Source organism: Veillonella parvula, from assembly GCF_048309325.1.
In the GTDB taxonomy this organism is placed as follows: domain Bacteria; phylum Bacillota; class Negativicutes; order Veillonellales; family Veillonellaceae; genus Veillonella; species Veillonella parvula_T.
Map to the genome: position 1 here is coordinate 865,407 of NZ_DBFBTX010000005.1, position 25,611 is coordinate 891,017.

The 25,611-nt window shown below is 38.4% G+C and carries 19 protein-coding genes; 6 read left to right on the top strand and 13 right to left on the bottom strand.

Annotated features, from left to right (window positions below; all coding sequences use genetic code 11):
• Positions 1–311: 311 nt before the first annotated feature.
• Positions 312–1,610 carry a DEAD/DEAH box helicase gene (locus tag ACMKPP_RS08920; protein WP_412198692.1) on the top strand — a complete coding sequence of 433 codons (1,299 nt, stop codon included), beginning with the start codon at positions 312–314 and terminating at the stop codon, positions 1,608–1,610.
• A gap of 212 nt (positions 1,611–1,822) precedes the next feature.
• Here ACMKPP_RS08920 and ACMKPP_RS08925 read toward each other — a convergent pair whose 3' ends face one another.
• On the bottom strand, positions 1,823–4,132 hold the full coding sequence (locus ACMKPP_RS08925; RefSeq protein WP_413085370.1) for a DNA topoisomerase 3: 2,310 nt from the start codon (positions 4,130–4,132) through the stop codon (positions 1,823–1,825).
• Positions 4,133–4,310: 178 nt separating this feature from the next.
• Between ACMKPP_RS08925 and ACMKPP_RS08930 the strand changes: the two genes are divergently transcribed.
• Both ACMKPP_RS08930 and ACMKPP_RS08935 read left to right on the top strand, forming a co-directional pair.
• Positions 4,311–5,906, top strand: a complete 1,596-nt coding sequence (locus tag ACMKPP_RS08930; protein ID WP_412198687.1) for a peptide chain release factor 3 — start codon at positions 4,311–4,313, stop codon at positions 5,904–5,906.
• A 445-nt stretch (positions 5,907–6,351) separates the two neighbouring features.
• Entirely contained in the window at positions 6,352–7,599 is a 1,248-nt protein-coding gene (locus ACMKPP_RS08935) for a sodium/glutamate symporter (protein ID WP_101928140.1), read from the top strand.
• Between the two features lie 90 nt (positions 7,600–7,689).
• Here the strand turns inward: ACMKPP_RS08935 and rsmA are convergent, their stop codons facing one another.
• Positions 7,690–8,544, bottom strand: a complete 855-nt coding sequence (rsmA, locus tag ACMKPP_RS08940; protein WP_316104793.1) for a 16S rRNA (adenine(1518)-N(6)/adenine(1519)-N(6))-dimethyltransferase RsmA — start codon at positions 8,542–8,544, stop codon at positions 7,690–7,692.
• Between the two features lie 13 nt (positions 8,545–8,557).
• The gene (gene rnmV / locus ACMKPP_RS08945; protein WP_004697202.1) at positions 8,558–9,085 is read right to left on the bottom strand and encodes a ribonuclease M5; all 528 of its coding nucleotides are present in this window, start codon (positions 9,083–9,085) and stop codon (positions 8,558–8,560) included.
• A 106-nt stretch (positions 9,086–9,191) separates the two neighbouring features.
• On the opposite strand from rnmV, the gene ACMKPP_RS08950 reads away from it, so the two are divergent.
• The 3 genes from ACMKPP_RS08950 to msrB all read left to right on the top strand — a co-directional run bounded on the left by ACMKPP_RS08950 (position 9,192) and on the right by msrB (position 12,444).
• Positions 9,192–10,130: a LysR family transcriptional regulator gene (locus ACMKPP_RS08950; RefSeq protein ID WP_004697127.1), complete on the top strand. Its 939-nt coding sequence runs from the start codon at positions 9,192–9,194 to the stop codon at positions 10,128–10,130.
• Positions 10,131–10,383: 253 nt separating this feature from the next.
• Positions 10,384–11,505: a 5-methyltetrahydropteroyltriglutamate--homocysteine S-methyltransferase gene (locus ACMKPP_RS08955; RefSeq protein WP_004693284.1), complete on the top strand. Its 1,122-nt coding sequence runs from the start codon at positions 10,384–10,386 to the stop codon at positions 11,503–11,505.
• Positions 11,506–12,444 carry a peptide-methionine (R)-S-oxide reductase MsrB gene (gene msrB / locus ACMKPP_RS08960; protein WP_418369617.1) on the top strand — a complete coding sequence of 313 codons (939 nt, stop codon included), beginning with the start codon at positions 11,506–11,508 and terminating at the stop codon, positions 12,442–12,444.
• A 122-nt stretch (positions 12,445–12,566) separates the two neighbouring features.
• Here the strand turns inward: msrB and ACMKPP_RS08965 are convergent, their stop codons facing one another.
• The 10 genes from ACMKPP_RS08965 to ACMKPP_RS09010 all read right to left on the bottom strand — a co-directional run bounded on the left by ACMKPP_RS08965 (position 12,567) and on the right by ACMKPP_RS09010 (position 25,605).
• Entirely contained in the window at positions 12,567–13,544 is a 978-nt protein-coding gene (locus tag ACMKPP_RS08965) for a 3D domain-containing protein (RefSeq protein WP_004693280.1), read from the bottom strand.
• Between the two features lie 425 nt (positions 13,545–13,969).
• Positions 13,970–16,087 carry a polyphosphate kinase 1 gene (gene ppk1 / locus ACMKPP_RS08970; RefSeq protein WP_278458153.1) on the bottom strand — a complete coding sequence of 706 codons (2,118 nt, stop codon included), beginning with the start codon at positions 16,085–16,087 and terminating at the stop codon, positions 13,970–13,972.
• A complete protein-coding gene (locus ACMKPP_RS08975) occupies positions 16,077–17,642 on the bottom strand; it encodes a Ppx/GppA phosphatase family protein (RefSeq protein WP_004697172.1) in 1,566 nt (521 codons plus the stop codon). Before ACMKPP_RS08975 ends, ppk1 begins: the two co-directional genes overlap by 11 nt.
• Positions 17,642–19,189, bottom strand: a complete 1,548-nt coding sequence (gene ppx / locus ACMKPP_RS08980) for an exopolyphosphatase (RefSeq protein ID WP_287540633.1) — start codon at positions 19,187–19,189, stop codon at positions 17,642–17,644. Before ppx ends, ACMKPP_RS08975 begins: the two co-directional genes overlap by 1 nt.
• Before the next feature lie 222 nt (positions 19,190–19,411).
• Entirely contained in the window at positions 19,412–20,182 is a 771-nt protein-coding gene (locus ACMKPP_RS08985; RefSeq protein WP_287540634.1) for a TatD family hydrolase, read from the bottom strand.
• Positions 20,182–22,128, bottom strand: coding sequence for a methionine--tRNA ligase (metG, locus tag ACMKPP_RS08990; RefSeq protein WP_120054606.1), 1,947 nt, complete (start codon positions 22,126–22,128; stop codon positions 20,182–20,184). The genes ACMKPP_RS08985 and metG overlap by 1 nt, the downstream gene beginning before the upstream one ends.
• Positions 22,129–22,162: 34 nt before the next feature.
• On the bottom strand, positions 22,163–23,011 hold the full coding sequence (rsmI, locus tag ACMKPP_RS08995; RefSeq protein ID WP_287540636.1) for a 16S rRNA (cytidine(1402)-2'-O)-methyltransferase: 849 nt from the start codon (positions 23,009–23,011) through the stop codon (positions 22,163–22,165).
• The gene (locus tag ACMKPP_RS09000) at positions 23,001–23,726 is read right to left on the bottom strand and encodes a tRNA1(Val) (adenine(37)-N6)-methyltransferase (protein ID WP_278451572.1); all 726 of its coding nucleotides are present in this window, start codon (positions 23,724–23,726) and stop codon (positions 23,001–23,003) included. The genes rsmI and ACMKPP_RS09000 overlap by 11 nt, the downstream gene beginning before the upstream one ends.
• Positions 23,719–24,564, bottom strand: coding sequence for a PSP1 domain-containing protein (locus tag ACMKPP_RS09005; protein ID WP_077708292.1), 846 nt, complete (start codon positions 24,562–24,564; stop codon positions 23,719–23,721). Before ACMKPP_RS09005 ends, ACMKPP_RS09000 begins: the two co-directional genes overlap by 8 nt.
• On the bottom strand, positions 24,565–25,605 hold the full coding sequence (locus tag ACMKPP_RS09010; RefSeq protein WP_278451571.1) for a DNA polymerase III subunit delta' C-terminal domain-containing protein: 1,041 nt from the start codon (positions 25,603–25,605) through the stop codon (positions 24,565–24,567).
• Positions 25,606–25,611: the final 6 nt, after the last annotated feature.

Here is a 25,611-nt window from a genome sequence, read left to right on the forward strand (position 1 = left end):
TTTCATAGCTATATATTTAGATACTGTAATCAATAAACTCTATTAAGATTATCATTTACAAATACTCTCACATTCTCAATTAATAGTTTATAAACAGTTTAAATGTAGCTATTTTAATATTTTCATTTCTCATTTTACTTAGTTATATCAGTATTTTTCCATATATTATCAAAAAAATATACCCAAAATACTATAATATTTATTGAGCCTAGAGTATGTTAAGACTATACATCTTCCAAGTTCAATTCATTTGCCCCTAATATGTGCATACGTTATAATTAATATAATATGTATTATAGAAAGGACGATTCATGAAATCTTTTAAATCTTTAGGTGTTTGTGATGAACTTATCCAAGCCCTACAAAAACAAGGTATAAAGGAGCCTACGCCAATTCAAGAACAATCCATTCCTGTCGTCTTTAAAGGGAATGATGTCATAGCCAAAGCTCAAACCGGCACGGGGAAAACACTAGCATTCTTACTGCCAATTCTACAACGTGTACATACTGATGTTCATCAAGAACAAGTGCTTATCATTGCGCCTACACGAGAACTAATTAAACAAATTTCCGATGAAGCGAAGGTAATAGGTTCTATTTTAAATGTAGATATCCTCCCTCTTATCGGCGGCAAAACAATCGAGGCACAGTTACAACAGTTAGGCCGCCGACCTCAAGTCATCTTAGGTACACCTGGTCGTCTATTGGATCATGCAAAGCGCGGTTCTCTCCATCTAGACTGTATTCGTCGTGTTGTACTAGATGAAGCAGACCAAATGCTTCACATGGGCTTCTTACCAGATATCGAAAATCTCATCGGCCAAACAGATGCCAATAGACAACTATTACTATTCTCCGCTACAATTCCAGATAAAATCCGAAATCTCGCAAAGGCATATATGTCTAAACCCGTTTCAGTAACGGCAGAAGGAAAACACATCACTCTCGAATCAATTGATCAACGAGTGTATATGATGAATCCTGAAGAAAAAACACAACGGCTCATCAAAATGATTGAAGATGATAATCCGTTTTTAGCTATAGTTTTCTGTAATAAACGGGAAGGTGCCATTCGTTTATCCTACGAATTAACTGCAGCGGGGCTCAATATAGCAGAAATGCACGGTGACTTGACACAAGGTCGTCGCACACAAATTCTGCGAGACTTTGCAAAAGCTAAAACACAAATCTTAGTGGCTACCGATATTGCGGCTCGCGGTATCGACATCGAAGGTATCACACATGTATATAATTACGACGTACCTCGCGATGTAGATTACTACATCCACCGCATTGGCCGTACAGGTCGTGCTGGTAACTCTGGCGTGGCTGTAACCTTTGCGACACCACAAGACGAATCATGGTTACGACGCATCGAACGAGCTATCCAAGCTACACTTACAAAATATACTAAGGATGGTCAGATCAAAACTAAGGGCAATGCTAGCACTGCTCCAAAACGCACAAAATTAGCTAGTAAACCTAAGATTACAAGCACTTACCAATCCACTAAGGCTAAAGCTCACAAAGCACGAGGCCATAAAGGCTCCAATACACGCCAACGCCGTGCTTCTACCTCCCAAACTGGTCGTCGTGGCAAACGCAGATAAAATTCAGCTTAATATCCTAAACTAAATGAAGCAATTTTTCTTCTACAAGAACAGTTTCAAAAAAAGACGCGCACAGCTAAGCTGTACGCGTCTTTTTATTATCACTGTAAAAATAGTTGTTTCTTGGTAATCTTAGATAACTAAAAACTTTACAATAATCTATATTCGATTATATATATTTACCGATAATAAGTTACCTTTTATTGGTTACTTTATTTGTTGGCATAAATGCTCGGTACCCCATCTACATCAGAACATTGGGTCTTACATTGAGATCGATTGCTACAAATCCAGTTTGTTCGACCTCTCACCTCTTGTTTCACAAAGTAACCTACGTTACATCTAGGGCATTTATATTGTTTATCTTCATCAGATACTTCAATATTACCTTCAACACTAGAAGTATCCCCTTCTACTGGCTGAGTATGTTTACACGTAGGATAATTCGTGCACCCTAAAAAGGCACCAAATTTACCATTCCGCTGTTGCAAACGTCCTTTTTTACATTTAGGACATACAGGTAAGGAAGACAAGTCTACGCTTTCACTATCCATAGGGCGCTTACGATTTTGACTCGTTATAGTTCGCACCACATTGGGCATCATTTGATCAGAGCTTACTACTTTATCAAAACCAAGTTTATCAATTAATAATTTTAAAAACTTAATTTGATCCGCTAAGAAGGAATCTAATGTATCCTCTCCTTCGCTCATAAGTGCTAAGCGTTCTTCCCAAACAGCTGTTTCATCAGGATAAAGCAGCTCTTCTGGCAGAGCATCTACTAAGAGATAGCCCGTTTCCGTTGGAGATAAGACTTGCTTCTTCCCTGACGTTTTCATAAAGTCTCGACTGATAAGCTCATCAATAATGTTTGCCCGAGTTGCTTCTGTACCAATACCAGATACAGCCTTTAATTGCTTTTTCAAGTCTTCATTTTTTACGAATTTATGAATTTCCTTCATCGCTTGTAGTAATGTGGACGGCGTAAAACGGGATGGTGGTTTCGTTTGTTTAGACTCTATAGAAGAATCCGTATATAAAACAGTATCGTTCTTTTTAACCGCTGGCAAGTGGTCCGTTTCTTCAATAACCTCTTTTTTAGGGTCTGATTCAGCCCCACGCTCATCGGTTAGATCGGGCTCGTCATTGTCCGTCGTAGATTTAGACTTATGTCGTTTATAAAGCAATTTCCATCCTTCTTCGATAACTACACGACCATTAGCTACAAACTCTTCCTTACTTTGTTCTACTACAATTTTAGTTTGCTCGTAAATATGCTCCCCATAAAATTGCGCAATATAAGCTTGACTGATGAGGAAATAAATATTTCGCTCCTCTTGGGACAAACTATTTATATTGCAAGCCACCGTTGTAGGAATAATAGCATGATGGGCGGTAATTTTCTTTTCATTCCAAGCACGGCTCTTAATAGAACGATCTGCATCGGCAGCCCACTGTGCTAATCTCTCATCACCTGCATTTTGTAGATTGTTGAGGATTGCATTGCGATCATCATATTGATTGGGTGGTAAATATTCACAATCAGAACGTGGATAGGTAGTTAATTTCTTTTCGTATAATTTTTGCGCTGTATCAAGTACAGTCTGTGGATCATAAGAAAAGGCTTTACCTGCCAATACTTGTAAGGATGATAAGGATAAAGGCAATCGTTGTACATCTTTTTTCTTAGACTTTGTAACACCTTTAATAAAACCGTCTGGTCCAGCTTGTAAACGTTCTACTAATTCATCAGCAATAGCTTTATTAATGAGTCGTCCATCTGGGTCAAGCCCCTTTTGTTCGTCTGTAGGCTGCCAAGTCGCCCAAAACACTCCATTAGGATGGTTATATAATACCTTTACAGTAAAATAGTCTACTGGTTTAAATGCAGCTAACTCTCGTTCTCTACGTACAACAAGAGCTAACGTTGGCGTCTTTACACGACCAATTGGCAATGTTACCTTATGACCTTTATAACGTTCAGATAATGTATAAGCCCGAGATAAATTCATCCCAATGAGCCAGTCTGCTCGCGCTCTTGCCAATGCAGATCGATATAGATTGTGAAAGTCCTTGTTATCTCTCAAATCATCAAGAGCAGAACGAATAGATTTTTCATCGAGGGCATTTAATAGAATACGCTGCACTGGTTTTGTATTACCTACATAGTACAAAACTTCGTCAACTAAAAGTTGACCTTCTCGATCCGGGTCACCTGCATTGACAATGACATCTGCTTTACTAATAAGGTCTTTTACAATTTCAAACTGTTGACGGCTGCTATCTGTGACAAGCAATTTCCACTCATCGGGCACGATAGGAAGATCTTGAGGGCGCCAACGGATATATTTATCATCGTAATCTCCTGGCTCAGCCTGATGCAATACATGACCTACTACCCAAGTCACCACATCATCACCTTGGATAAAATAACCATTCCGTTTTTGGATATTCTTATTTTCTGGTAAGCATTTACTGATTTCGCGAGCCATGGATGGCTTTTCTGCAATAAATAACCGCATGGGTCCCCTCCTTAACCTGAAGATAACGGCTAACCCCAAGCCGTTCTATGAAATCTCATTATACTACAATTTAGTGGTCATAACTAGAAAAATCATGTATAATTTTTACGATATATAGACTGTGAAAGTAAAAACTAAAGATTTATCTGCTTTCACAACATATTAATAGAGGTGAAACATGACATTTTTAGAAGAAGTACAACGTCGCCGTACGTTTGCTATCATATCTCACCCGGATGCGGGTAAAACAACATTAACGGAAAAATTACTATTATATGGTGGTGCTATTCACTTAGCCGGGTCCGTAAAGTCTCGTAAAACTACAAAACACGCCGTATCCGACTGGATGGAAATTGAGAAACAACGTGGTATCTCTGTAACGAGCTCCGTGTTGCAATTTGACTACGACGGTTGCCGCGTAAACATCCTCGACACCCCTGGTCACCAGGACTTCTCAGAAGATACATACCGTACATTGATGGCTGCTGACAGTGCTGTCATGCTTATCGACGTAGCAAAAGGCGTAGAGGCCCAAACAAAGAAACTATTTGCTGTATCAAAAGAACGCGGTATTCCTATCTTTACATTTGTTAACAAAATTGACCATTTCGGTCGCAGTCCATTCGATCTAATGGAAGAAATCGAAAATGTTCTCGGCATCCGTACGTGCCCTATGAACTGGCCTATCGGTATCAACGGCGAATACAAAGGCGTCTACGATAGAGAGCACGAAACTATCGAACTCTTTGCAAAAGACGAAACTCATGGTCAAGAAAAACTTGCATCCGAAAAAGGTGCTTTAACGGATCCGCGCATGAAAGAGCTATTAGGTGACGATGTATACCAAGCATTGCTCGACGATATTGAGTTGCTAGACGTTGCTGGCGATCCATTCGATTTCGATAAGGTTCGTGCTGGTGAATTGACCCCTATGTTTTTTGGTTCTGCTATGACGAACTTCGGGGTAAAACCATTCTTAGAAAAATTCTTGGAACTAGCTCCATCCCCTGCTCCACGACAAGCGATAGAGGAAATGGTACAACCCACTAGCGAAGACTTCTCTGCTCTAGTATTTAAAATCCAAGCAAATATGGACCCGAACCACCATGACCGTATCGTATTTATGCGAATCTGCTCAGGTAAATTCGAAAAAGGTATGTCCGTATTACACCGCCAATCTAATAAAACAATCCGCCTATCTCAGCCTCAACAATTCTTGGCTACGGAACGTACCATCGTAGAAGATGCGTACCCAGGCGATATTATCGGTGTTTTTGATGCAGGTACTATGGGGGTAGGCGATACACTTTGTGCACAAAAACACAAAGTAACTTTCGGTGACTTCCCTGTATTCCCTCCGGAATTCTTTGCCCGCGTATCCCCAAAAGATACTATGAAACGTAAACAGTTCCAAAAAGGTATGACTCAATTGGCTCAAGAAGGAGCTGTTCAAATCTTTGAACAACCAGGCTCCCTTGATTCCTTCGTAGTCGGTGCCGTAGGTATGCTTCAATTTGAAGTTCTTGAGTACCGCCTCAAAAATGAATATGGCGTAGATTTATTAAATCATACTTTGCCATATGGTGTTGCTCGTTGGATTGACGGCGAAGTTGATATTGCATCCTTGAAAGGTATAGATAATGCGATGATTGTAAAAGATAATCGCGATCGCACCGTCGTTCTTATCTCTAACGAATGGCAAATGGGTTGGGTTCAAGAGCGTAATCCGGATGTAACATTCTTAACGACCCCTAAATTACACCAAGAGCTATAACTTCTAATTAACTTATTACTAGGTCTATACATTTTAGTTATATCTTAACATGCATTTATAGAGCGAATTTATCGCTATATATAATTTAGAGTCTTACTAAATCAACATAAAAATATTAAGTTTTAGAACTGGAGTATATTTTATATGATTATAAATATAAAAAATATATTCCAGTTTATTTTTTTATAACAAGAAGGAAAATCACAGATTTAAGTCGAATACATATAGTATGATTATGTACATAAGTAATATATATTATTACTTTTCTATATTTATATGTATAATCATAAAATTAGTTTTATTAATATTATTGTTTTTTGTGTTGTTATGAGTGTTTAAAGATAAAGATATAAACTTTTTATACGTTATATATTCTATAGTATTTTTTGACCATTCATGATACCATAAAACTCAGATTTATTTTTTATTTTAAAGGAGTGATTTTATGCCACTTATTGACTTAGCCTTAGTCAACAATGTATGGACCTTAAAACTGTCCATGATTCAAACTGTAGGTCTTGCCGTAATTACCTTATTCATCGGTACTTGGATCAATAAGCATTCCAAGTTCTTACAACGTATGTGTATGCCTGCACCAGCTGTAGGTGCTCTACCCTTTGCATTTTTAACTGCTATTTTGTCTTATTATAAAATTTTAAACATTACCTTTGAAGGTTCCTTACAAACATTTTTAATGCTTGCCTTCTTTACCACGATCGGTTTAATGGCATCCTTAAAAGTCCTCAAAAAGGGCGGTATCTTTATTATTTTCTTCTTCTTAGCATGTGCAGTGTGGATTGTAGTACAAAATACTGCAGGTATTATGATTGCCAAAGCATTAGGGATTGAGCCGATTATCGGCATCATGGCAGGTTCTGTATCTATGATTGGCGGCCTTGGTACAGCTGGTGCCTTTGGTCCATATTACGAGCAATTACTTGGTATCCCTGGTACCGCTTCCGCAGCAGTTGCAGCTGCAACATTCGGCATGGTAGCTGGTACAATCCTCGGCGCGCCTGTAGGTGAACGCATTATTAAAATGCATAAAGTTAAAACACCTTATGAAAATCCTGAATTAATGGAGGATGAAGGCATCGATATAATTGAAGATCACGTTGAGAGCGGCGGCAAACAATTTAACTCTCAAGATCTTTTAACAATTTGTATGTGGATTGGCCTTGCATTAGGTATCGGTACCATCGTAAGTGCTGGATTGTCTGTTCTTACTCCACTACCTGCATATATTGGCGCTATGATTTGTGCAGCAGTAATTCGTAACTTTGGTGACTTTACTAAAGCATACAAAATCAACGATGCAGCTCTTGATGCAGTATCTAATGTAGCATTATCCTTATTCGTAACAATGGCTATCAACAGCTTGAAATTAGTTCAATTAATTGATCTTGCTTTACCGCTTATTACAATCTTAGTTGTACAAATGGCACTTATCTGTGTATTTGCATACCTTATTTACTTCCTCTTTGGTCGCAACTACGATGCAGTTATGCTTGGTGCCGGAGCTATCGGTTTCGGATTGGGTGCTACACCAAACGCATTAGTTAACATGTTATCCTTAGCAAGTAAACACGGCCCATCTCCTCGTGCTTGGCTCGTAGTTTCCTTAGTAGGTGCATTCTTAATTGACTTTGCGAATGCTTTCCTCATTACAACCATGGCTGGCATTCTTTACTAACTAAAAAGGACCCATTCGGGTCCTTTTTTCATGAAAAAGAGCTTACTGGAATGATATTTTATCAGTCCAATAAGCTCTTTATGTATTATACTATTTGATTAATGCTGCCCATGCGTTGGCTACATCAGCAAATTCTTGAAGTGTAAAGGTCTCACCTCTTCGTTGACCATCAATATTTGCTTTTACTAATAACTCTTCAATTCTATCTCTTGTTAAACCCGTTGTCTTCATCGTATTAGAGAATGTTTTACGGCGTTGCGCAAAACCAGCTTTCACAACGCGAAAAAATAGTTTCTCATCAATCACATCTACAGGTGGTTTATCACGCAATACGCAACGGATAACAGAACTTGTCACCGCTGGAGCTGGCAAGAAAGATTTAGGCGGTACATCAAGAACAATATCTGGTTCCGTATAATACTGAACAGCAACAGATAATGCGCCATAGTCCTTTGTACCGGGCTTTGCTATCATCCGTAAGGCCACTTCTTTTTGCACCATCACAACTAGACGTTCAATAGGTAGTTTACTTTCCAACAAAGACATAATAATAGGTGTTGTAATATAGTATGGCAAATTGGCAACCACTTTAAATGGTTTATGATTCATAATCGTTGGCACATCAAGCTTTAACACATCACCATGAATGATACGTACATTGTCATAAGATGCCAATGTCGTATCTAGTACCTCCAATAAGCGACGATCTAGCTCGATAGCCGTTACATCTGCCCCACTTTGAGCTAAACCTTGTGTCAAGGTACCAATACCAGGGCCGACCTCTAGAACAGGTTCTCCCACGGTTAATTCCGCAGCATGTACAATTTCATCGACTATACCTCGCTTAATAAGGAAGTTTTGTCCTAGCTTTTTGCTCATTTTAATATCAAAGCGCTTACATATATAATGCACAACCTCTGGGCTTGCAATTACTGATTCTAACATCTTAACTCCTATTTTAACAATTTACTGCCTCTTCATAAGCATCTCGGGTTATACCATAATGATTTAAACGGTATAAAAATTGCTTTCCATTACCGTATCCAATACCTAATTTAGCACCAATAACCGCTCGACGAGCTGCACTATCAGGCATACCAGACAATCCGTGACGCACTAAGTCCACCATAGTAAATTCGTTAGATGATTCTAGAGATTCTACGTGTAATGTAGATAGAGCCTTTCTGATTGACTCTGGAGATGCTTGTTCTATGCCAATATCATCATTTGCAAACGCTTCGTCACGAGGCACAAAAGCATGTTGTGCATTAGGGAATTTTTTAGTTAAAACGCGTCGGATTCGCTCCCCTGCTGTATCAGGATCAGTTAATATAATAATGCCACGTTTCTCATAGGCAACGCGAATCATATCGATAACACCTCTTCTGAGGGTAAATCCTTCTGTAGCAATGCAATCAGCGTCTACAGCTTGAGCGATACGTTGTATATCAGATTTTCCTTCTACGACAATGACTTGTTTTAACATATATCCCCCTTTTATTCTATTAATACATTGTAACATATATATAACATTGCTTAAATACTTATAATCGAGTAGTATTAATAGTGTAATATATAAAAGGAGGCCAATTATGACCTTACAACAATTAAAGTATGTCACAACAATTGCCAATATAGGCAGTATTAGTGAGGCAGCCAAGAGATTATTTGTGTCTCAACCGAGTCTCACCAAGGCTATTAAAGAACTAGAGAAAGAAATGGGTATTACCATTTTCGATCGTACTAATAAAGGAATTACCGTATCTAAAGAAGGGGAACGCTTCCTCGGCTATGCACGCCAAGTGTTAGAACAAGCAGCCCTTTTAGAGGAGCAATATAAGAGCCAAAGCGGTGGTAAAAAACAATTTTCTGTATCTACTCAACATTACTCCTTTGCAGTCAATGCCTTTGTAGAGCTTTTAAAAGGTGCTGAAATCGACCAATACGATGTATCCTTACGAGAAACACAAACCTATGAAATCATCGATGACGTAGCTCATATGAAGAGTGAAATTGGCTTACTCTATTATAATGATTTCAACCGTCCTGTATTAGAAAAATTAATTCACACTAACGAATTAACCTTTACTGAATTATTTACGGCCCATCCTCATATCTTTATTGGTAAAACGCATCCATTAGCCCATAAAGAGGTAGTCTCTATGGACGAATTAGAGGAATATCCATATATTTCCTTTGAGCAAGGCGATCACAACTCCTTCTACTTCTCTGAAGAAATCTTCAGTACCGTAGTGCGCCCAAAACATATCCGTGTTCGCGATAGAGCATCTTTATTTAGCCTATTACTTGGCCTTGATGGATACACTGTATCTAGTGGTGTAATCGATAAAGAGGTAAATGGTGAAAATATCATTTCCGTTCCACTTGCCGAAGAAGGTTTAATGCACATTGGCTACATTACTAATAATAAAATGCAACGCAGCCGTTTAGGTCAAGAATATATCCACGCTCTAGAACAATACGTTAGTAATTACGGTAGACATATTCAATTACCAGAAAACAAAAAATAATTATATTTCATATTATTTATAGAGCGATACAACACTATTGTTCAATTTAGATGTATCAGATAATCCATAAAGAAGGCACTCTCTATTTTAGAGAGTGCCTTCTTGGGTATAACTTAAAGCATAAAATCACTCATAGACATAACTTTAAACTATATACAACTCAAATATATTGATATTTTTATATATAATCATACTTAGCTATAATTAACCTATCAAAATTATCGGTTTAATCGTTTATATAAGGAGGATTATTATGTCCAAACATACAGCACCATTCCACTTTGATATCGTAGGTTCCTTCCTACGCCCAGCAGAATTAAAAGAAGCACGCGAAGCTTTTAATAAGGGAAATATTACTCGAGAAGAATTAACAGCCGTTGAAGATCGTCTTATTACAGACCTCATTCAAAAACAGAAAGCAGCTGGCCTACCAGTGATTACAGATGGCGAATTCCGTCGTGCCTATTGGCATCTAGACTTCATGTGGGGCTTTAACGGCGTAAAAGAAATTGAACTGGAACACGGTTACAAATTCGTCGGTCAAGAAACAGCGCCAGGTTCCCTCGCCCTTACTGGCAAAATTACGGGAACAAACCACCCATTCGTTGAACATTTCAAATTTGTAAAACAATTTGAAGACGAAAATACTACGGCGCGTCAAACGATTCCTGCTCCCTCTCAGTTTTTGGCAGAGTTATTCCGTGAAGACAATGGCATTACAACGCGCTCCTTCTATCCAGATTTAGAAGAATTGATTCAAGATATTGCTGCCGCCTATCGCCAAGTAATTAAAGACCTTTACGATGCAGGTTGCCGCAATATTCAATTTGATGATTGTACTTGGGGTATGTGTTGTGACCATGCTTACTGGACAGGTCGTCAAAAGGATAAAAGTGTAACCATTGAAGGTGAAACCGCTAAATATTTACGTTTGAATAACTTAGCTCTTGAAGGTCGCCCTCACGACTTAGCATTTACTACACATGTATGTCGTGGTAACTATAACTCTACATGGGCCGCTAGTGGTGGGTACGAACCTATTGCCCCTATCCTATTTGCCAAGGAAAATGTAGACGCTTATTACCTAGAATTTGATGATGATCGCTCTGGAGGTTTTGAGCCATTGCGTGAAGTTTCTCCTAATAAAAAAGTTGTATTAGGTCTTATCACATCTAAACGCCCAGAGTTAGAAGATAAAGAAATCATCAAAGAACGTATCAAAGAAGCTACAAAATATATTCCACTTGAAAGACTTTGTTTATCTCCTCAATGTGGCTTTGCTTCTTGTGAAATCGGCAATCAATTGACCGAAGAAGAACAATGGGCTAAACTCGCATTAGTCAAAGAAATAGCTCATGAAGTTTGGGGTGATTAAATGAATGAACATACTATATATTTAGGCGGTGGTTGCTTCTGGGGCCTTCAAGGGTATATCAAAAAGATCTCCGGTGTCCTTTCTACCGAAGTAGGTTATGCCAATGGTCCTACAGAAAATCCAAGTTATGAAGATGTATGCCACAATAGCGGGCACGTAGAAGCTCTCAAGGTCATTTACGATGCTGATATACTATCTTTAGATCACTTAATTCAATATTTTCTACGTGCTATTGATCCCTTTAGTGTCAATAAACAAGGTGGTGACGTAGGCATTCAATATCGTACGGGTATTTATTATACTGATCCAACCGATAAAGCCGTTATTGAAAGTACCTTAGCACGTGCTCAAGCCTTTGAAGGTAAACCATTTGCTATTGAAGTATTGCCTTTAGAGAATTACTACTCTGCTGAGGAATACCATCAAGATTACTTAGACAAAAATCCTAATGGCTATTGTCACATTCCATTGGGGTTATCTGATGAACCACTCATCGATGATAATACATATGCTAAACCTTCCCAGGAAAATTTAGAGGCATTAACGCCACAAGAGTTTGAAGTAACTCAAAACTCTGCTACAGATGCACCTTTCAGCCATGAACTAACAGATGAGTTCAAAGCAGGTCTCTACGTAGATATTACAACTGGAGAACCCCTTTTTGTATCAGCCCATAAATTCGAGTCTCATTGTGGCTGGCCTAGCTTTACTAAACCAATAGCTAAAGATGTTATCAAGTATTACCAAGATAACTCACATGGTATGAATCGCATAGAAGTTCGTAGCCGCATCGGTAATGCTCATTTAGGTCATGTATTTGAAGATGGTCCTAATGGCTCTCTTCGCTACTGTATCAATGGATCATCTTTACGATTTATCCCTAAAGATGAATTAAAAGGTACAAAGTACGAATATCTAATTCCATATATTGAAGACTAAAAAAGGACGCCTTAATCATAAGGCGTCCTTCTACTATATCTATTATAATTGAATATTACTGAGCTAAGTAGGTCCAATAAAAAGAGGATATATCTTATAGATATACCCTCTAAATCATCATATTAGTCCAAAACGTACACTGTAACGTCTTGGCGACCAAAGTCCATAGCCTCCCCATAAGAGTCCATTACAAGGTCGATTTTGTTACCTACTATAGCACCACCTGTATCGGCAGCAATAGCTTCACCGTAACCAGGAATAAATAAACGTGTTCCCAATGGAATAACATCTGGGTCAACTGCAGCAATGCCACGTACTGCAGGTAAGCCCGTAGCTGTAATACCAGCACCATCACCATCGCCAGCAAGATAAGCAGATGCTTCCATTACGATAGCGCGAGACGCACGTCCTGCCACATTACGAGATGTAGTCACCTCACGAGTGCCCTCTTTAATAATTGTAGGTACCATTGCACGTTGTGTTACTTTAGATACGTCATTAGTTTTAATAACTGTACCATTACTATATAGTGTTTCACGTTGTACTCGTTCTAAGCCAGGTTGACCAACTTGAACAACCTCTTCTTCGCCCTTAGCCATAGTATCATCTTTTTGACGAACCACTTCAACAGCAACTTCTTGATCTACTGTAGATAGAGAGCGGCTTGTTACTTGAGCAATTGTTATACGTGTACCACTTAAAACAGATCCATTTTCATCGCCCACTACTACATAATTAGGTGCTTTGAAACCAAGCTCATTAGCAACACCTTGAGCAGTTGTTTCTGTAGTGAATACAGCTCTTGTTTTACCATTTACAGTTACATAAACTGGAATAGCACGAACAACTGTTAAGGTTGTTCCATTTTGAACTGTAGATGAACTAGAAATAACTTTATCATTTGGATTTAACTTAACCCCAGCATCGCGTACAATGCCTTCGTTAGAATTTAAATGCGTTCTAACAGTGTGTGCTGCACCATCGACCATAACGGTAACGGTTTTATCATTATAAGAAAACCCGGTCATGGTTACAGCTGTTACAATCAATCCGGCAACAACAGACGAAATATATCGCTTGTGTGTCTTATGAATTCTCATGTTGTAATCCCTCCTGTAATGGTATTATTCTACTACAGATAGATACAACCTGTCAAACGCCGTAAGTTAACAATAAGGCAAAATCCTTTATAAATACTGAATTTATAACAGTTTGTATTTTGTATTTTTTAATAAAAGTCCACCGTATGCGTACATATCGATATTTTTAAATACTATACAATATATTCCGAATTGTGTACATATATACAATACTAATACCACATATAGTATATACAGATTTTTTATTACTAAATTTGTATTTTTATGTGTTTTTCAATTGTTACCAATATTTTCTAGAATACTCAAAACTTCACTTTACCCTCATTTTTAAATGTATAAGAAAGTAAAAAAGCCCATATAATGGGCTTTTTATATGTTATGTAATTGTATTAAAATTCATTACCTAATATATTAAGGTTTCTTCATTATCTATTCATTTTTAACATTGGTTGTAACCGTTCAATGACCGTCATTGACTCTCTGTGTTCATGCTCAATAGCAGCTTTCATTAGCTCCTCTTGAGCAGATATAGGATTCTCTCGATCATTGATTTTATGATACGAACCATCAGCTCTCATAAAATGAGCTTTTAATGTATCATCTAAATATAAATCTAAAATACTTTTCACCCGTTCTTTATGGCGTTTATCTTCAATAGGAATCATAAGCTCTACACGTTCATTCAAATTTCGAGGCATCCAATCCGCACTAGATAGGTACAGACTTTCATTCCCTCCATTACGGAAGTAGAACAAACGATGATGTTCAAGAAAACGCCCCACAATAGAGCGTACTGTAATATTATCACTAACACCGGCAATGCCAGGGCGAAGAGTACAAATACCACGCACAATTAAATCTATACGAACTCCAGCCGAAGAAGCTTCATACAACTTGGCAATGACCTTTTTATCGAGCAAAGAATTCATCTTACAGATGATATAGGCTTCTTCCCCATTCTTAGCAAACTCGATTTCACGGTCAATAAGTTCCATAATTTTTTCACGTAAATTTAAAGGCGCTACAATAAACTTATTCCAAATCGGTGGGTCAGAATATCCAGAAATCAAGTTAAAGAAACGTGACGCATCATCACCATACTCATCATTACAAGTAAATATACCACAATCAGTATACATGCGAGCTGTTTTACCATTATAGTTTCCCGTTGCTAGATGGACATACCGCCTAATACCATCCGTTTCCCGGCGTACCACCATAGTAATTTTAGAGTGTGTCTTAAGACCTTTTAAACCATAAATAACATGACACCCCGCTTTTTCGAGTCGTCGAGCCATATGAATATTGTTTTCTTCATCAAACCGTGCCTTAACCTCCATAAGCACGGTTACTTGTTTTCCATTATCTGCCGCTTTTATTAAGGACGCAATAATCGGAGAGTCCCCACTAACGCGATATAATGTTTGTTTAATGGCCAATACATCAGGATCTATAGCTGCTTGTGCAATAAATTGCTCAACCACAGCAAAAGATTCAAAGGGATGATGAACAAAAAGATCTTGCTTCCCAATAATAGAAAATAAGCTATCACCTTCATAATCAACTAATTCACTAGGAATCTTAGGATCAAACGGTTCATATCGGAGCTTATCATAACCTGGATAATTACAGAAATCAAAATACATACGGCAATCCAAATGTCCATCAATGCGATATACGTCCTTTTGCTCTAATTCTACACTTGTAAGGACAAAATCTAATAAGTGATCCTTTATCTCTCCACAAACTTCAAGACGTACCGCATCACCACGACGGCGACGCCGCAAGGATGCCTCTACTTCAGATAGCAAATCTGTTGCTTCTTCCTCATCTATTTCAAGGTCTGCATCACGAGTAATACGGAAAACCATATAATCTTCAATACCATAACCTTGGAAAAATTGATTTGCATAATAAGTAATGACATCTTCTAGATAAACAAATCGATGTTCCTTATTGCCACGGCTTGGAACTTCAATGATTCGATCTAATACAGATGGTATTGGCAAGATAGCAATCTTGTAATCCTTAGTCCCATCCTCTTGTATTTGAAAGATACGTACAATTGCATTAATGGTATGATTTGTTAAAAATGGAAATGGGTGCCCCGAGTCAACAGCCAATGGTGTTACTACGGGGTATATATGTTCCTCAAAATAATGGCGTAGCCAGGCTTTTGTTTTTACATCTAGTGTATCAGGATGGGTAAAGAAAAAGCCATGAGCCTCTAGTTCAGTCAGTACATTATTTAAATACATGCTTTGCATGGAAACAAGACGTTGTACAGATTCATCAATCGCCTTTAATTGTGCCTTTGCATCCATATGAGCCGCATCATATTTAACGATACCATTCACAACTTGATGACGTAACCCCGCCACGCGAATCATAAAAAACTCATCTAGATTAGAACTAGCAATAGCAATAAAACGCAATCGCTCCAAGAGCGGAGTATTTGTATCTATAGACTCTAATAGTACACGCTGATTAAATTTTAGCCAAGATAATTCACGATTAAAATAATATTTAGCATTACTGAACATGGCGGTCACCTCCTCTTACAAGCATAAGTTCCATACCAAATACTTCTGTAAAATATTCAGCATCTCGATTAAACGTCCACCATTCTAGTGAGATATCCTCATTAGTGCGACAGAATACATACAATACATTATCGCGCTCTTCCAATATAACATCTGAGATTTTTTGGTTACTCCCTGCATCGAGAGCACAGGCCACACGAATGATAGCTACTAACTTTGTAACTTGAATCTTTTGTAATTCTGTCAAAGAATTAAAATATGTATCATCATCAGATGGAGTTCCCTTATAGTGATAAAATACGACATTTGCCACTACTTGTTTTTCTTCTTCTGAAAGCCCGAAAATATCTGTGCCCATCACAATATGATACGCATGCTCTCCATGGTTTCGTAAATTAACAAACTTGCCTACAGAACACAATATAGCTGCAATGCGGCATAAGTAACCCCACCGCTCCGGTAAACCTTTATGGCGTAATGTTTTACAAAATAAAGAACTGAAACGTTCCACCTCAGCATCATGAATGCTGTCAGTATGATATCTAGCGGCAACAGCACGAGCTAATTGAGCATTTTGCTCACGCAATTGGTACATAAAGGGATTATTTTCCGCCTCAACGCCATAGAACCAGCTTATTCCTTGAGAGAAGGAGAAGCTACTAAAAATCAACGATTTAGGCTCTATAGCCGTTATAATTTCATTAAATAAAATCATAGTAGGCATCAAAATATTCGCCTTATATTCAGGTAGTTTATATCGATTGATCAACTTAGTGGCTGTTACACCATCAAAGGATTTGATGAAGCCCTTAAAACGTTCTGGTTCAATGGTAATAATATCGTCCTTATTACTGCCATCTCCCATGAGACGCGCCATATATTGAGCTTCATCGCCTGATAAAATAACACTATTAATATTAAAGGTCTTAAGCTCCTCCCGTAATGGGCCTATCATGCGATGTAAATACTCGGTAATAGCCATTGGAAACGATGTAGAGGAACGTTGGTTGCGATTAAAAGATTCCATAACACGTAATGACCCGCTATGCATATTGCGCTGGAATAATAAGCTTTCACCACGCCAAACGGTTAAACCTACACCACCAGAAGTAATATCAAGGAATAATGTTGCCTTTGTAGGATCCGTCAAGCGGTACTGATTAGTCATCTTGTAGTATAGTAAGGCATATTTGTAATACACCTCTTTAGGCATGTCGATAACCTCAACACGCATACCTGTTTGAATATAAATTTGGTCCAGAATACTACGACGATTAGCGGCTTCACGTATTACAGTAGTACCATATAATCTAGAGCGACTCACACCGTAATCAGCCATTAATTGTTTATATCCCTTTAAGATATGACAAATTTCCTCAATCGTTTCAAAACTTAAACGAGAGGTTTGGAATAATTCTTCCCCAAAGGTTACCTCCCTAGCTGCATAATCTATAACGCGTACATCATCGATGCCCTTGTATTCTAAAATAGTAATACTCATGCTACTGGAGCCTACATGTAGCACTGCATATCGTAACGCTTTTGGTAATGCCATTATGCCTCCTTACGAGCTTCCTTCCACTCTATTTCTAATGTTTTCTTGAATTCTTTTTTGAAGGATTTTCCTAATTTCTCTACAGCCGCTTTTGTGACACTTATATCGCGACCGTTCAAATAGGTTACTACTAATTGTACACTAGTATATTTTAGATTCACGGATAAATGGCGAATAAATTGTTCATGACTTTCATCAAGAGCTTCAGCCAAGGCTAGAATAATAGATATTTTTTGTCCCAACAAACGCTGTTCTTGATCTAACAATTTACCGTATAAGAAGTTTTTATACTCTTTTGGCGTCAAACCATGAGAGTTCATAACAAGGAACGCGCTAAAAGCTTGTTCAACATGGGAAAGCCCATATAAATTACTATTGACAAGCATATAGCAGCCATGTCGGGCATGACTATAATAGTTAATCCGTTTACCAATATCATGTAATAAACTAGCAGCAATCAAACAACGTCTTGTTTTTTTATCAGCTCTATGAAGTGGCTCTAATACATCATACAGTTTAATAGCTAAACCTGTAATATATTTAGCATGAACTAACTCATGTTTAGTCATACCTAACAAGACATTCTCTGCAGAATGTACTAAAATATCATCAATAATAGAGTTACCACCTAAGTAGTGCTCTCCATAATAGTCGTAAAATAAGCCTTCACGCAGACCACAACCACCAACAACGAGTGTTTTAGTATTTACGTAGTTAAATAATTCTTCTACGATAGTGAGGCCTGCAATAATGATATCAGCGCGCTCCGATGATAAACCACTAATCTTTTTGCGTTCCTCTAGAGATTTACCTTTTACTTCTTCCAAAATCTCATGGAATCTATGATATGGAATTTCATAATTATGTAGCTTTGTAATGGGATAAGATAACTTGCGTTGATCCATTTTAGCAATATTACGAGCAGTGCCGCCGATACCAAGGAGCGGTAATTTCACATTGCGAAGCCATGTATGTTCCTTAATCGTTTTCTTCACAACCTTCGTCAGTTTATCAAGTTCTTTAGGAGTATATTCATCCCCCTTCTGATAGGTGCCTGTTAAGGTAAGGGCCCCTATCGGCAAGCTCACCGATTTTGTAATATGACGATTTCGTACAAGGGTTATCTCGGTACTGGCACCACCTAAATCAAAAATAATAAAATCCTTAAGTCCAATGGTATTGATAACGCCAAGAAACCCTAGGCGAGCCTCTTCTTCACCAGCAATACATTCTAAATCCAAACCCGTTCGTTCTTTTACAGATTTAATAAAAGCATCCCCATTTTTAGCCAAACGTACTGCTGCAGTAGCAACAGCTTTAATCGTATTTGCCTCCATTGCATCAGCCATGTGTACAAAACCTTTTAGAGCACGCAAGGAACGTTCCATGGCTTCTTCGGTCAATTCGTGAGTTCCCCACATATTCTCACTGAGACGCACACTTTCTTTTTCTTGATATATCAGTCGATAACTACCAGTCTTAGAAATTTCATATATGACAAAACGAACTGAGTTCGATCCTAAATCTATAAATGCAATACGTTTCATGTTGCTATCCTCATCTTACTTCTGTTCAGTCTGAATATACTTTAGTATACCATAGAAAAACGCGATTCTCACCGATAAGGGAGAACCGCGTTTTATAATTTATAATTTATAATTCTAATTTACTTTTATCGTGTATTCTAATACTTTAGCATAGAAAATCTTAGTGATTAGAATCCAACAAATATTTTATTCGCTAATAATCTTATGAACTAGTTTCTACATTTACTTGATGCCAAATACTCGTTTACCATTATTAAAAGCAATTTCACAAAACTCATCTACATCGAGCCCTTTAAGGCTTGCAATTTCTTCTGCCACAAACTGAGTTTTACTTGGATCATTTCGACGGCCTCTAAATGGTGGTGGTGTCAAATACGGTGAATCGGTTTCAATGAGGATTCGTTCTAATGGCACTTGTCTTGCCACGTCCTTAAGATTTGTAGACTTAGGAAATACTACAGGACCTGCAAAGGAAATATAAAAGCCCATTTTAATGGCTTCTTTTGCCATCTCCCAGCTACCAGAATAGCAATGGAAAATGCCCCAGTTATCCTTCCCTTCATTGCGCAAGATATTCATAATATCACCATGTGCATCGCGGTCATGGATAATAATCGGGAGATCTACTTCACGAGCAAGCTCTAACTGACGAATAAATACGCGTTTTTGTGTTTCACGGTCAGAAAAATCATAGTAATAATCTAGTCCAATTTCACCAATAGCACGTACCTTATCATTGTTAAGAGCTTGTTCCTTATAAAACTCGTAGTCTTCTTCTGTAAAGTCCTTTGATTCATGGGGATGAGTCCCTACAGCAGCATATAATTGATCGTACTGTTTAGCCAAAGCTAAACCAGACTCAACGGTACCTCTGTCAACACCAGGAATCATAATATATTCTACACCTGTATCAAAGCAGGCTTGTAACATCTCATTACGATCATTATCAAAGCGCCCATCATTCACATGAGCATGTGTATCAAAAAGTTTCATTATTTAACCACACTTCCTGCCGGTAATGATTCGATATTTGTTACCTCTAAATGTTCTTCCCAATCAGAGGCGGACAAAATCATACCATAAGACTCGATGCCCATCATCTTTTTAGGAGCCAAGTTAGACAAATAAATTACCTTTTTACCAACCATAGCCTCCGGTTCATAATATTGGGAAATACCACTTAATACTGTGCGTTCTTCAATACCGATATCCAATACAAATTTCAACAACTTCTTGGACTTAGGCACTTTTTCACAGCTTATAACTTTAGCTACACGAAGATCGAGTTTCTCAAAGTCATCATAGGTAATATTTTCTTTTAATGGTGGAATATTAGATGTATCTACAGCTTCTTCAACTTCTTCTGTAACAACTACATCTACCATTTCAGGAACTTCAAAACGTGGATAGATAGGCTCACCTTTTACAACTTTAGTACCTGTTGCCAATAATCCCCAAGTTTTAGCATCTTCCAACGTAGCCACTTCAAAACCTGTAAGCCCTAATTGTTCCCAGATTTTTGGAGCTCCTACAGGAATTACAGGGCTTACCAAGATGGCAATGATACGCAATGCCTCTGCCAAGTGATACATAGCAGATTGCAAGCGCACTTTATCATGAGCATCTTCAGATTTAGCCAATACCCAAGGCATTGTTTCATCAATGTATTTATTCATGCGACCAATAAAGGACCATACAGTTTTGATAGCTTTATTAAGCTCCATATTTTCCATCGCCGCTTCAAAATCTTTTGCAGTTTGAACGGCTAATATAGATACATCACGATCTAAATCATCCATATCATCGCATTTTGTAATCACACCACCATGGTATTTTTCAATCATCGCAATAGTACGGTTTAATAAGTTACCTAAATCATTAGATAAATCTGCATTAATTTTTGTAACGAAGTTAGGTAACGTAAAGTTGCCGTCATTACCTAACGTAATCTCGCTTAATAAGTAATAACGCAAAGAATCTGCACCATATGTATCAATCAATGGGATTGGATCGATTACGTTCCCCAAGGATTTACTCATCTTTGTACCATCTACAATCATCCAACCGTGTCCAAATACCTTTTTTGGTAATGGCAACTCAAGGCTCATGAGCATCATAGGCCAAATAATAGTATGGAAACGTACGATTTCCTTACCTACTAAATGGAGATCTGCAGGCCAGTATTTTTTATATAGTTCACCATCACCATCAAATGGAGAGAGTGCACTAATATAGTTCACTAATGCATCGAACCAAACATATACTACATGTTTAGGATCAAATGGAACCTTGATTCCCCAATCAAAGGATGTACGAGACACCGCCAAGTCTTCTAGACCTTGCTTTACAAATTGAATCATCTCATTACGTCGAGATTCAGGCTGAATAAAGTCAGGATTCTCTTCAATAAACTTAAGCCATTGATCCGTATATTTACCGAGTTTGAAGAAATAACTTTCCTCTTTAACACGCTCTACAGGGCGACCGCAATCCGGACAAGTATGATTAGGTCCTAGCTTCTGCTCTGTCCAAAAAGTTTCGTCTGGTGTACAATACCAGCCTTCATATTCGGCTTTGTAAATATCGCCCTTCTCATAAGCTTTTGTAAATAACGCTTGAACAACCGTTTCATGACGTTCATCGGTAGTCCGAATAAAATCGTCATTGGAAATATGCATTTTTTCCCACAATGCTTTAAAACCATTTACAATATTTGTAGTATATTCAAGAGGCGTAATGCCTTGTGCTTCTGCAGCGCGTTGAATTTTTTGGCCATGTTCATCAGAACCGGTCAAGAAACGTACATCATAACCAGCCAATCGCTTAAAACGAGCAATCGTATCTGCTACAGATGTACAATATGTATGACCAATGTGCAACTTAGCACTTGGATAATAAATAGGTGTCGTAATATAATACGTTTTCTTTGTGTCTCCCATGATGAGCCTCCTTCTAACCTTCGAATGGGAAGGTTTAACGTTCTACAATATTATATACATCCCGGCGGGAAACGTTAAAACGCTTTGCCACCTGGCGAATAGCTTCTTTTTTAGGTACCCCTGTATCTACAAGGGCTTGCACAGCCTCTTCATAAGATACTGGTTCATCCAACACTTCACTAGTATCGGACTCCACTGTGTCAGCACCGCCTACGATGAGGACGAATTCACCTTTATAGGTGAGCTGTTCTAAATCCTTCACAAGGCTTTCCAAATCGGTGCGTACAAAGGTTTCAAACTTCTTCGTCAATTCCCTTGCCACCACAATGGAACGATTGCCAAAGGCTTCATACATATCTTGTAACACCTCTTGCAATCGATGTGGTGCTTCATAAAACAGCAAGGTTCCCATCACTTGTGAAAGTCGTTGTAATTCTTCAACCCGATGTTTACCCCGTTTAGGTAAGAACCCTGCAAAGGTAAAGGATTTAGTATCTAAACCTGATGCAATAAGCGCTGTTAACGCTGCATTAGCACCTGGCAAAGGTACTACAGTTATGCCTTCTTCAATAGCCTTTGTTACAAGGTCTGCCCCTGGATCAGAAATAGCAGGCATGCCTGCATCACTGACACAAGCTACCGACTGTCCTTCTAATAAGAGACCTATAATATAGGCCCCCTTCTCCTCCTTATTATGTTCATGATAAGAAATCAAAGGCTTTTTAATATCAAAATGTTTTAACAATATGCCCGTATGACGCGTATCCTCAGCCGCAATAGCATCTACCTCACCCAAAATACGAACAGATCGATACGTCATATCTTCTAAATTACCAATCGGTGTAGGCACCAAGTATAAGGTGCCCCATTCATTATCGTTCATACCAAGAGGACACCTCCTTCGTGTACACATTCGTTTTTTTGTAAACGATGAGTGGTGGCTCAAGTACAAGACCTGCCTGACCTTGAAAAATAGACTCTATCAAAACTAATTTTGCTGGTTTATCTAGCATACCATGAACAAACCGAATTCGTTTTGCTTGAAAGTTAAACCTTTCTAGTTCATGTAATACATATTGCAAGCGACTAGCACTATAAATCATCCACAAACGACCTTTATATTTAATAAAGGACTGTACCGCTTTCAGAACATCACATAAAGTTGTATGTCCATCATGAAGTGCTAAATTACGCTCTTCAGATGTAGGCTTTGCACCGCTTTCACAATCATAAAAAGGGGGATTAACAATAACACCATCAAAAGGCTTATCTTGTATATCGCGATATGTCATATGCCGATAATCGCCACATAACATATTTACCACATCTTGTTTACGATTATGTTCTACGCTACGCTTAGCCAACTCAACGAGAGTTTCATTAATTTCTATACCTGTAATATGACCTGCCCCTAATGACGTACCTATAAGCGGCATAACCCCTGACCCCGTTCCAAGATCAACATAGGTATGACGACCATTAAAACGACAAAAATGAATGAGTGCTATGGCGTCAAAGGAAAAGCGAAACATATCAGAACGCTGATAAATCTGTAAGCCATCGATAATTAAATCATCAAGTCGTTCTTGATCATTCATCAGGCAATGCCACCTCGGACCATTTCAAATCGATAGTACGGCCCGCTTCGAGCTGTACCTTTACAGTATGTTTATGATGATTTACCTTTAAAACTTTACCAATACCTTCATCGGTAACAACCTCCTTACCAATGCCAGGAGGTGCTATATCTTGAGGAGATTGAGTGCGTTCCTTCTTCACATATAGGTCGCCACCTTTTTTATATAAATCATCTTCATAGTTAAGACAACACATCAATCGACCACATACACCAGAAATCTTCGTAGGATTTAAGCTCAAATTTTGATCCTTTGCCATGCGAATCGATACAGGCGTAAAGTCACCTAAGAAATTTGAACAACACAAAGGTCGACCACAAGCACCAATACCATTTAGTACTTTAGCCTCATCACGGACACCCACTTGGCGTAACTCGATGCGCGTTCTAAATATAGTTGCCAAATCTTTAACGAGCTCACGGAAGTCAATACGGCCATCTGCAGTAAAGAAGAATATAATCTTATTCATATCAAATGTGTATTCCACATTGATAAGTTTCATCGGTAACTTGCGTTTTTCAATTTTTTCGAGACAAATTTCAAAAGCTTTTTCTTCGCGCTCTTTATTCTTCTCAATTTGTTTCAAATCCTTAGAAGTTGCCTGTCTAATAACAGGTTTCACAGGGGCAACAACAGAATCTTCAAAGACCTCTTTAGGTCCAATCACAACCGTGCCGTATTCTACACCACGTGCTGTTTCAACGATAACCCCATCCCCAACGGATAGTTCTAATTGTTCAGGCTGAAAATAATAAATCTTTCCCGCCTTTTTAAAGCGTACGCCAACTATGGTTAGCATTTAATCCTCCTCCCGAGCATCATGAAGGGCGATACTAAGACCGTCCACCACGAGAGCGGTTTTTATATGTAAGCGCAAAGCCCGTTCTGCTTGCAATGTTTCGGTAATAACCTTAGCCAATGCTTGCATGGACCAGCGCGGTAATAATCGTAATAATTGAGTTTTGTACATAGGTACTTGTAATTGCGTATCTTGAGCACCCATTTTAATAGCCATCATATCTCTACTTACAAGGCGTAGCCAGTGCATCAATTCCGCTAGGCTTTCACGAGATAAGCTTTCACAAGCTAAGGAAATCATAGTAAACCATCGCGTTTCAAAAGCTAATATGTCCATCACCTTAACGGCTAACTCTAGCATTTCAATGCAATCTTGTGTCGCCAGTTTTTCCACCAATTGTGGATTACCATGACCAGCTAACAAAGCCTGTTCTATATCACCGGTAATTCCACGCGCTACAAAAGCGGTGCGAATCGTATCTACATCAACACTGTTAAAACCAACGCCCATACATCTAGAAATGATGGTAGGCAATACGGTGTTAATCTTGTTCGTAATAATGATGAAGTACACCTGTTCGGGCGGTTCCTCAATGGTTTTTAGCATAGCATTTGCCATGACTGCATTGGCTGTGTGAAAGTCCTCCACAATGACAACGCGGTTCCCATTGCCCGCCACAGACAGATGATCTTGTAATAATGAATACCACTGCTCTACCTTTAAGGTTGTTTTCATAGGGCGAATCCAAAAGGCATCACCCTTATCCATATAGATAGGTAATCCTTCGGCTTCGATACGTTTTTCCGTATCCCCATTTGCTAAACGGGCTTCCTTAACCTCTGCTAAATAAGATTCCCCCTTAGGTTGAGAGAATACTTGACGTCCTAGTAATAAAGACGCTAGGCCTATGGCCATATCTAGCTTGCCAAGACCAGATTCGCCATAAAACAAGAGACTATGAGGTAATGCATTACGACTTACAAATTCAGATAGGTGTGCCTTAATCGAATCTTGACCAATTATAGAATCAAAATATGTCATAGCGCC

Coding starts and splice junctions, on each gene's coding strand:
- ACMKPP_RS08985 (WP_287540634.1), bottom strand. CDS start 20,182: ATGAAACTTTTTGATACACATGCTCATGTGAATGATGGGCGCTTTGAT.
- rsmA (WP_316104793.1), bottom strand. CDS start 8,544: ATGTTAGAATCAGTAATTGCAAGCCCAGAGGTTGTGCATTATATATGT.
- ACMKPP_RS08965 (WP_004693280.1), bottom strand. CDS start 13,544: ATGAGAATTCATAAGACACACAAGCGATATATTTCGTCTGTTGTTGCC.
- ACMKPP_RS09000 (WP_278451572.1), bottom strand. CDS start 23,726: ATGAATGATCAAGAACGACTTGATGATTTAATTATCGATGGCTTACAG.
- ACMKPP_RS08950 (WP_004697127.1), top strand. CDS start 9,192: ATGACCTTACAACAATTAAAGTATGTCACAACAATTGCCAATATAGGC.
- ppk1 (WP_278458153.1), bottom strand. CDS start 16,087: ATGTTCAGTAATGCTAAATATTATTTTAATCGTGAATTATCTTGGCTA.
- msrB (WP_418369617.1), top strand. CDS start 11,506: ATGAATGAACATACTATATATTTAGGCGGTGGTTGCTTCTGGGGCCTT.
- metG (WP_120054606.1), bottom strand. CDS start 22,128: ATGGGAGACACAAAGAAAACGTATTATATTACGACACCTATTTATTAT.
- ACMKPP_RS08975 (WP_004697172.1), bottom strand. CDS start 17,642: ATGGCATTACCAAAAGCGTTACGATATGCAGTGCTACATGTAGGCTCC.
- ACMKPP_RS08925 (WP_413085370.1), bottom strand. CDS start 4,132: ATGCGGTTATTTATTGCAGAAAAGCCATCCATGGCTCGCGAAATCAGT.
- ppx (WP_287540633.1), bottom strand. CDS start 19,189: ATGAAACGTATTGCATTTATAGATTTAGGATCGAACTCAGTTCGTTTT.
- ACMKPP_RS08955 (WP_004693284.1), top strand. CDS start 10,384: ATGTCCAAACATACAGCACCATTCCACTTTGATATCGTAGGTTCCTTC.
- ACMKPP_RS08930 (WP_412198687.1), top strand. CDS start 4,311: ATGACATTTTTAGAAGAAGTACAACGTCGCCGTACGTTTGCTATCATA.
- rnmV (WP_004697202.1), bottom strand. CDS start 9,085: ATGTTAAAACAAGTCATTGTCGTAGAAGGAAAATCTGATATACAACGT.
- ACMKPP_RS08935 (WP_101928140.1), top strand. CDS start 6,352: ATGCCACTTATTGACTTAGCCTTAGTCAACAATGTATGGACCTTAAAA.
- ACMKPP_RS09005 (WP_077708292.1), bottom strand. CDS start 24,564: ATGCTAACCATAGTTGGCGTACGCTTTAAAAAGGCGGGAAAGATTTAT.
- ACMKPP_RS09010 (WP_278451571.1), bottom strand. CDS start 25,605: ATGACATATTTTGATTCTATAATTGGTCAAGATTCGATTAAGGCACAC.
- ACMKPP_RS08920 (WP_412198692.1), top strand. CDS start 312: ATGAAATCTTTTAAATCTTTAGGTGTTTGTGATGAACTTATCCAAGCC.
- rsmI (WP_287540636.1), bottom strand. CDS start 23,011: ATGAACGATAATGAATGGGGCACCTTATACTTGGTGCCTACACCGATT.